This is a genomic window from Streptomyces sp. NPDC059477 (assembly GCF_042749375.1).
GTDB lineage: Bacteria > Actinomycetota > Actinomycetes > Streptomycetales > Streptomycetaceae > Streptomyces.
Genome location: NZ_JBHYUG010000165.1, coordinates 1 through 7,807, shown reverse-complemented (window position 1 = coordinate 7,807; position 7,807 = coordinate 1). Strand labels below are relative to the sequence as shown.

General features: G+C 69.5%; 8 protein-coding genes. 2 read left to right on the top strand and 6 right to left on the bottom strand.

All coding sequences use genetic code 11. The features are described 5' to 3' along the window. Nucleotides 1–97: 97 nt before the first annotated feature. From ACFXAZ_RS38865 to thyX, 3 genes are all read right to left on the bottom strand, one after another. On the bottom strand, nucleotides 98–1,783 hold the full coding sequence (locus ACFXAZ_RS38865; RefSeq protein WP_384601620.1) for a ribonuclease J: 1,686 nt from the start codon (nucleotides 1,781–1,783) through the stop codon (nucleotides 98–100). Nucleotides 1,784–1,966: 183 nt separating this feature from the next. Further along, nucleotides 1,967–2,866: a 4-hydroxy-tetrahydrodipicolinate synthase gene (gene dapA, locus ACFXAZ_RS38860; RefSeq protein WP_384601617.1), complete on the bottom strand. Its 900-nt coding sequence runs from the start codon at nucleotides 2,864–2,866 to the stop codon at nucleotides 1,967–1,969. 245 nt (nucleotides 2,867–3,111) lie between these two features. Continuing rightward, entirely contained in the window at nucleotides 3,112–3,870 is a 759-nt protein-coding gene (gene thyX, locus ACFXAZ_RS38855; protein WP_384601614.1) for an FAD-dependent thymidylate synthase, read from the bottom strand. A 262-nt stretch (nucleotides 3,871–4,132) separates the two neighbouring features. Between thyX and ACFXAZ_RS38850 the strand changes: the two genes are divergently transcribed. Then, the gene (locus tag ACFXAZ_RS38850) at nucleotides 4,133–4,372 is read left to right on the top strand and encodes a hypothetical protein (RefSeq protein ID WP_382690115.1); all 240 of its coding nucleotides are present in this window, start codon (nucleotides 4,133–4,135) and stop codon (nucleotides 4,370–4,372) included. A gap of 135 nt (nucleotides 4,373–4,507) precedes the next feature. Further along, on the top strand, nucleotides 4,508–5,065 hold the full coding sequence (locus tag ACFXAZ_RS38845; protein WP_384601611.1) for a hypothetical protein: 558 nt from the start codon (nucleotides 4,508–4,510) through the stop codon (nucleotides 5,063–5,065). 125 nt (nucleotides 5,066–5,190) lie between these two features. Here the strand turns inward: ACFXAZ_RS38845 and ACFXAZ_RS38840 are convergent, their stop codons facing one another. The 3 genes from ACFXAZ_RS38840 to ACFXAZ_RS38830 form a co-directional block, all read right to left on the bottom strand. Beyond that, nucleotides 5,191–5,643 (bottom strand): hypothetical protein, encoded by a 453-nt coding sequence (locus ACFXAZ_RS38840; RefSeq protein ID WP_384601608.1) that lies wholly within the window; start codon nucleotides 5,641–5,643, stop codon nucleotides 5,191–5,193. Between the two features lie 14 nt (nucleotides 5,644–5,657). Then, nucleotides 5,658–6,410, bottom strand: coding sequence for a 4-hydroxy-tetrahydrodipicolinate reductase (dapB, locus tag ACFXAZ_RS38835; RefSeq protein ID WP_384601605.1), 753 nt, complete (start codon nucleotides 6,408–6,410; stop codon nucleotides 5,658–5,660). A 48-nt stretch (nucleotides 6,411–6,458) separates the two neighbouring features. After that, on the bottom strand, nucleotides 6,459–7,807 hold a 1,349-nt coding region (locus ACFXAZ_RS38830; RefSeq protein WP_384601602.1), incomplete at its 5' end, for a M16 family metallopeptidase.

The following is a 7,807-nucleotide window of genomic DNA, read 5'->3' as shown; positions in this document are numbered from 1 at the left end:
GGGGGGGGGGGCCCCTAACGCGTCGCGGGGGGGGCCCCCCCCCCAAAGCCCCCCCCCCCCGCTCGTTGTGATGCGCTGGCGGGATCCTGGCGGTCCGTCAGACCTCCACGACCACCGGCAGGATCATCGGCCTGCGGCGATAGGTGTCGGAGACCCACTTGCCCAGCGTTCGGCGGATCAGCTGCTGGAGCTGGTGCGGCTCGACCACACCGTCCTGGGCCGAACGCTCCAATGACTCGATGACCTTCGGGAGGACGGCCGCGAAGGCGGAGTCCTCGATACCGGAGCCACGGGCCTGGACATGCGGGCCCGCCGTGATCTTTCCGGTGGAGGAGTCGATGACCACGAAGACCGAGATGATGCCCTCGTCGCCGAGGATCTTGCGGTCCTTGAGCGCCGGCTCTCCCACATCACCGACGGAGAGGCCGTCGACGTAGACGTATCCCGCCTGGACCTTGCCGGAGATCTTGGCCTTGCCTTCGATGAGGTCGACGACGACGCCGTCCTCGGCGATGACGATGCGGTCGTGCGGGACTCCGGTGAGAGCGCCTAGTTCGGCGTTGGCCCTCAGGTGGCGCCATTCGCCGTGGACCGGCATCAGGTTGCGCGGGCGGCAGATGTTGTAGAAGTACAACAGCTCGCCCGCGGACGCGTGGCCGGAGACATGGACCTTGGCGTTGCCCTTGTGGACGACGTTGGCGCCCCAGCGGGTCAGGCCGTTGATCACGCGGTAGACCGCGTTCTCGTTGCCGGGGATCAGGGACGACGCCAGGATCACCGTGTCGCCGTCGACGATGCGGATCTGGTGGTCGCGGTTGGCCATACGGGACAGGGCCGCCATCGGTTCGCCCTGGGAGCCCGTGCAGACCAGCACGATCTGGCTGTCCGGGAGGTCGTCGAGGGTCTTGACGTCCACCACGAGGCCCGGCGGTACCTTCAGATAGCCCAGGTCACGGGCGATGCCCATGTTGCGGACCATCGAGCGGCCGACGAAGGCGACCCGGCGGCCGTACTCGTGGGCGGCGTCCAGGATCTGCTGGATGCGGTGCACATGGCTGGCGAAGCTGGCCACGATGATCCGCTTGCGGGCGGACCCGAAGACCTGGCGCAGGACATTGGAGATGTCGCGCTCGGGCGGGACGAAGCCCGGGACCTCCGCGTTCGTCGAGTCCGAGAGAAGAAGGTCGATGCCCTCCTCGCTCAGGCGTGCGAACGCGTGCAGGTCGGTGAGCCGGCCGTCGAGCGGGAGCTGGTCCATCTTGAAGTCGCCGGTGTGCACCACCATGCCGGCGGGCGTGCGGATGGCGACCGCCAGCGCGTCCGGGATGGAGTGGTTGACGGCGACGAATTCGCAGTCGAAGGGGCCGATGCGCTCGCGATGTCCCTCCGCCACCTCAAGGGTGTACGGACGGATGCGGTGCTCCTGGAGCTTGGCCTCGATCAGGGCGAGGGTGAGCTTGGAGCCGATCAGCGGGATGTCCGGCTTCTCCCGCAGGAGGTAGGGAACACCGCCGATGTGGTCCTCGTGACCATGGGTGAGGACGATGCCCTCGATGTCGTCGAGGCGGTCCCGGATGGACGAGAAGTCCGGCAGGATCAGATCGATTCCGGGCTGCTCCTCCTCGGGGAAGAGCACCCCGCAGTCGACGATCAGCAGACGGCCGCCGTATTCGAAGACCGTCATGTTCCGGCCGATCTCACCGAGACCGCCGAGTGGGGTGACCCGTAGGCCGCCTTCGGGGAGCGGCGGGGGCGGGGCGAGTTCAGGATGCGGATGACTCAAAAGACTCTCCTCACCACGCGCGCCACGTACCGGTGTGGCACGTGGCGCGCATGACGTTCGTGCAAGACGCAGTTGTCGTGGTCGGTTTTCTTCTGTGTTTTCTTCTGTGACCGCGCGGGCACCGGTGGCCCGCTTATTCAGTTGTGAAGCCTGTGACGAGGCCATGCCTCGCGAAGTCCGATGTCAGAGCTGTACCCCGCCCGCGGCAAGATCGATCTTGAGCTGGTCGATCTCTTCGGGTGAGCACTCGACCATGGGGGCGCGCAGCGGGCCGCCGGGCAGCCCCTGGAGGGCGAGTGCGGCCTTGGTGGTCATGACGCCCTGGGTGCGGAACATGCCGGTGTAGACCGGGAGCAGCTTCTGGTGGATCTCGGTCGCCTTCTGGACGTCACCGCTGGTGTACGCCTCGACCAGCTCGCGCAGCTCGGGGGTGACGACATGGCCGACGACGGAGACGAAGCCGACCGCGCCGACGGAGAGCAGGGGCAGGTTGAGCATGTCGTCGCCGGAGTACCAGGCGAGGCCGGACCGGGCGATGGCCCAGCCGGCACGGCCCAGGTCGCCCTTGGCGTCCTTGTTGGCGACGATGCGCGGATGCTCGGCGAGGCGGACGAGGGTCTCGGTGTTGATCGGAACCCCGCTGCGGCCCGGGATGTCGTAGAGCATCACCGGAAGTTCGGTGGCGTCGGCGACGGCCGTGAAGTGCTGGCGGAGGCCCTCCTGCGGGGGCTTGTTGTAGTAGGGGGTGACGATGAGCAGGCCGTGGGCGCCGATGCGCTCGGCGGTGCGGGCCAGCTCGATGCTGTGGTGGGTGTCGTTGGTGCCGACGCCCGCCAGGATGTGGGCGCGGTCGCCGACCGCTTCCAGTACGGCTCGTACCAGGTCCGATTTCTCCGCGTCGCTGGTCGTGGGGGACTCGCCGGTGGTGCCGTTGATGATCAGGCCGTCGTTGCCTGCGTCCACCAGGTGGGTGGCGAGCCGCTGAGCGCCGTCGAGGTCGAGTGCGCCGTCCGCCGTGAAGGGCGTGACCATGGCGGTGAGGACCCGCCCGAAGGGGGTCTGCGGAGTCGAGGTCGGAGCCATGGGTTACACGCTACTCGCTGCTCAAGGCACGGTCTGCCCGTGGGATGTCAAATACGTCATGACAAATACGGAGCCCGGCACTGCCTGCTCGGGGGTTCAAGCAGTGCCGGGTCCGTTTGATCAGGCTAGATGAACTTCTCTAAATGCCGCAATACGGACACTTCGCTCGGCTGATCCGTACATCTGTACCCGCGGGTCAGGACATCTGTGCCGCGCGGGCGCGGGCGTGCGGCACAGCTGGGCGGTCACGGGGCGACTCGGCCGTTGGCGTTGAAGGCGGCGTGGGTGAGGGGCATCAGCCGGGCCCATTCGGCCTCCATCAGCTCACCGACCATCTCGATCTCGCGCTGCGGGAAGGAGGGGACCTTGGCCAGTTCGTGCTGGGTGCGCAGGCCGAGGAAATGCATCAGCGAGCGCGCGTTGCACGTGGCGTACATCGATGAGAACAGGCCGACCGGGAGGACCGCGCGGGCGACCTCGCGGGCGACGCCGGCGGCCAGCATCTCCTGGTACGCCTCGTAGGAGTGACGGTAGGAGTCCTCCATGACGCGGCCGACCAGCTCCTGCTGGGCCTGGGTGCCCTCGACGAACCGGTACTTGCCCGGGCGGCCCTGCTGGACCAGCTTGCGGGACTCGTCGGGGACGTAGAAGACGGGCTCCAGCTCGCGGTAGCGACCGCTCTCCTCGTTGTACGACCAGCCCACGCGGTGTCGCATGAACTCGCGGAAGACGAAGATCGGGGCGCTGATCAGGAACGTCATCGAGTTGTGCTCGAACGGGCTGCCGTGCCGGTCCCGCATCAGGTAGTTGATCAGGCCCTTGGAGCGCTCCGGGTCCTTCTTCAGCTCGTCCAGGGACTTCTCGCCCGCGGTCGACACGCGCGCGGCGAAGAGCACGTCCGCGTCGGACGCGGTGTGCTTGACCAGCTCGACGGTGACGTCGCCGCGGAAGCTCGGCTTGAGATCCGGGGCGTCCCGGGGGGCGTCGGCGGGGCTGTCGGTCACGGTCGGAGGGTCCCTTCCATCCACTTCACTCGGGCGGCGCCCACTCTACGGCCCGGCACTGACAACCGGTCGTTCACCACCGGGCACGACATCTGGGTCACCGTCGGCGAACTTCTGCGAACTTCTGCCAATTCGGTGATTGGGGGCACTTTCCGGTCCGTTCGCTCGTCTGTATGGGTGAGCGTGACGCGTTCGAACCACTGGGATCCGAGCGCCGAGTGCCGTACGTCGAGATGCGAGCCCGAGAGGAGAAGCGCCACCCATGTTCCGCCGGCGCGAGCCCGTACCCTTCGCCTTCCTCGCCGAGGCCGACAGTTTCCGCAGCAATGTCACTCCCCCACCGCGTGCCCGTCCTTCGGCCGGGCAGATAGCCGGGCGCTCGCTGCTGGGGCTCACCATCGTCGCCGCTCTCATCGGCTCCCTGGTCGTCGGCATGCCGGCGCTGGAGCAGGACCGCTCGGCCACCCCGACGCAGCAGTCACAGGCGACGGACGGGCGCTGAGCCCTCGCTGAGCCCCCCCCTGAGCAGGCATCGAGGGGCCACTGACCCCATCCGGGCCCCCTAGGGTGGTGAGCCGCGACACGGCTCGATAGCCTCACCGGGCACAGCCCATGCATGGACGAGTGAGGACCAGCCGTGCCCCTGCCCTTCCTGACGGCCGAGCGTGCCTTCGACACGACGGACGACACAGCGCTGCCGTTCGACGACCGAGACCGCTGGCGGCGGCCCTACCGCCCCGGACCCTGGCGGGTCGGCATCGCCGCCCTGTGGCTGCTGCTCGCCTCCTACGTACTGTTCGCGGCCGTCATCATCGCGCTCACGGGCACGCTGTCCGGTGCCGCGGTGGTGTTCGGCATCGCGCTGGTGCTCATCGCGGTGGCGCTGCGGCTGCTGCGCTCGGGCGTGTGGGTGAGCGCCCATGGGCTGCGGCATGTGCGCTTCGTCTTCACCCGTACGGTGCCGTGGCACAAGATCGGCTCCGTACGGACGGTGCAGCAGCCGGTGCGGTGGCTCGGGCTTCCGCGCACAGTGCAGGGCCAGGCTCTGGTGCTGGTGCGCAACGACCGGTCGGCCACCGGCACGCCGACCCTGATGACCACGCACAACGCCGACTTCCTGGCCCGGGTCGAGGCCTTCGACCGGGCGGCGGACTCGGTGGAGGTCTGGGCCGACGAGTACGGGCGGAAGGGCTGAGCCGGTAGGCACGCCGTCTGCGGGTGAACGGGGCGGGCCCGGTCCGAGTGCGTGTCGGACCGGGCCCTGTCGTGTCGCACGTGCGGCGCCCCGCCGGTTGCCGCGGTCCAGGCGTGCCCTCGCCCTCACCCCACCCCCCGTACCCCCTCGTGCAGAGTGATCGCCCGTTGCATGGCCTTGCGGGCCCGGGGGGTGTCGCGGGCGTCGCGGTAGGCGACGGCGAGGCGGAACCAGGTGCGCCAGTCGTCGGGGGAGGCTTCCGTCTCGGCCTTGCGGCGGGCGAAGACCTCGTCGGCCGAGTCCCGGTCGACGCGCCCGCTGGGCAGGCGGCGCAGTTCGTCGACGGGCAGGCCCCCCTCGGCGTCGAGCTGGACGGCGAGGGCGTTGGCCTTGCGGACGAACTGGGTGTTCTGCCACAGGAACCACACGCCGATCACCGGCAGGATCAGCACCGCGATGCCGAGGGTGACGGTGAGCAGCGTGCCGGCCTTGATCAGCAGCACGGCCCGGCTGCCGACCAGGACGAAGTAGAAGACCAGGACGGCGGCCGTGAGGGCGTAGGAGAGCTTCGCGCGCATGACGGTCGTACGGCCTAGCTCAGGTCCAGGAAGTGTTCCAGGCCGAAGGTGAGGCCCGGAGTGGTCACCACGCGGCGGGCGGCCAGCAGGATGCCCGGCATGAAGCTGCTGTGGTGCAGGGAGTCATGGCGGAGGGTGAGGGTCTCGCCCTCGCCGCCCAGCAGGACCTCCTGGTGCGCCAGCAGGCCGCGCAGCCGGATCGCGTGGACCGGGACGCCGTCGACGCTGGCGCCCCGGGCACCCTCCAGGGCCGTGGCCGTGGCGTCCGGGGCGGGGGCCGAGCCCGCCTTGGCGCGGGCCTCGGCGATGAGCTGGGCGGTGCGCGTGGCGGTGCCGCTGGGGGCGTCCACCTTGTTCGGGTGGTGCAGTTCCACGACCTCGACGGACTCGAAATACGGGGCGGCGAGCTGCGCGAACTTCATGGTCAGGACCGCGCCGATGGAGAAGTTGGGTGCGATCAGCACGCCGGTCCCCGGTGAGCTGTCGAGCCGGTCCCGCAGCTGTGCCAGGCGGGCCTCGGTCCAGCCCGTCGTACCGACGACCGCGTGGATGCCGTGTCCGACGCAGAAGTCGAGGTTGGCCATCACCGAGTCGGGCGTGGTCAGTTCGACCGCGACCTGGGCGCCGGACGCGGTGAGCGCCTCCAGTGAGTCGCCGCGGCCGAGGGCGGCGACCAGTTCCATGTCCTCGGCGGCCTCGACCGCCCGTACCGCCTCGGAGCCGATCCGGCCCTTGGCGCCGAGGACCGCCACGCGCAGCTTGCTCATCTTCTGTGCTTCCTTACCGGATACGGGGGTCGGGCGACGGCATACGGCTCAGGCGACGGCGTCGTGCAGCCGGGCGGCCTGTTTGTCCTTCAGCGGGCCGATCACCGACAGCGAGGGCCGCTGTCCCAGGATGTCGCGGGCGACCGCGCGGATGTCGTCGGGGGTCACCGAGGCTATCCGCAGCAGCATGTCGTCGACGGACATCTGCTCGCCCCAGCACAGCTCGCTCTTGCCGATACGGTTCATCAGCGCGCCGGTGTCCTCCAGGCCGAGGACCGTGGAGCCGCGCAGCTGGCCGATGGCCCGCGCGATCTCCTCGTCGGACAGACCGTGCTCGGCGACGTGGTCGAGTTCGTCGCGGCAGATCTTCAGCACGTCGTGGACCTGCGAGGGGCGGCAGCCGGCGTAGACGCCGAACAGGCCGCAGTCGGCGAAGCCGGACGTGTACGAGTACACGCTGTAGGCCAGGCCGCGCTTCTCGCGGACCTCCTGGAAGAGGCGGGAGGACATGCCGCCGCCGAGCGCGGTGTTGAGGACGCCCAGGGCCCAGCGGCGCTCGTCGGTGCGGGCGAGGCCGGGCATGCCGAGCACGACATGGGCCTGTTCCGTCTTGCGGCCGATCAGCTCGACGCGGCCGGCGGTGCGCAGGCTGCGCCGTCCGCCGCGCGGGGCGATGGGCTCGCCGGCGGATTCCTTCAGGGCGCCCGCCTTGTCGAAGGCCGCGCGGACCTGTCGTACGACCTTGTTGTGGTCGATGTTGCCGGCGCAGGCGACCACCAGGTGGGTGGGGTCGTAGTGCTTCTTGTAGAAGCGGCGGATGCGGTCGGCGGTGAGGGCGTTGACCGTGTCGACCGTGCCGAGGACGGGGCGGCCGAGGGGGTTGTCGCCGAACATGGTGTGCGCGAACAGGTCGTGCACACAGTCGCCCGGGTCGTCCTCGGTCATGGCGATCTCTTCGAGGATCGCGCCGCGCTCGACATTGACGTCCTCTTCGAGGATCAGCGAGCCGGTGAGCATGTCGCTGACGACGTCGATGGCGAGCGGCAGGTCGGTGTCGAGCACGCGTGCGTAGTAGCACGTGTACTCCTTGGCCGTGAACGCGTTCATCTCGCCGCCGACGGCGTCGAGGGCGGAGGAGATGTCGAGGGCGGAGCGGCGGCCGGTGCCTTTGAAGAGCAGGTGCTCCAGGTAGTGGGTGGCGCCGTTGAGGGACGGGGTCTCGTCGCGGGAGCCGACGTGTGCCCAGATGCCGAAGGTGGCGGAGCGCACCGAGGGCAGGGTCTCGGTGACGACCCGCAGACCACCCGGGAGGGTGGTCTTACGGACCGTGCCGATGCCGCCGGTGCCCTTGATGAGGGTTTGGGTACGGGCGACGGCCCGCGCCTCCGAGGAGGGGC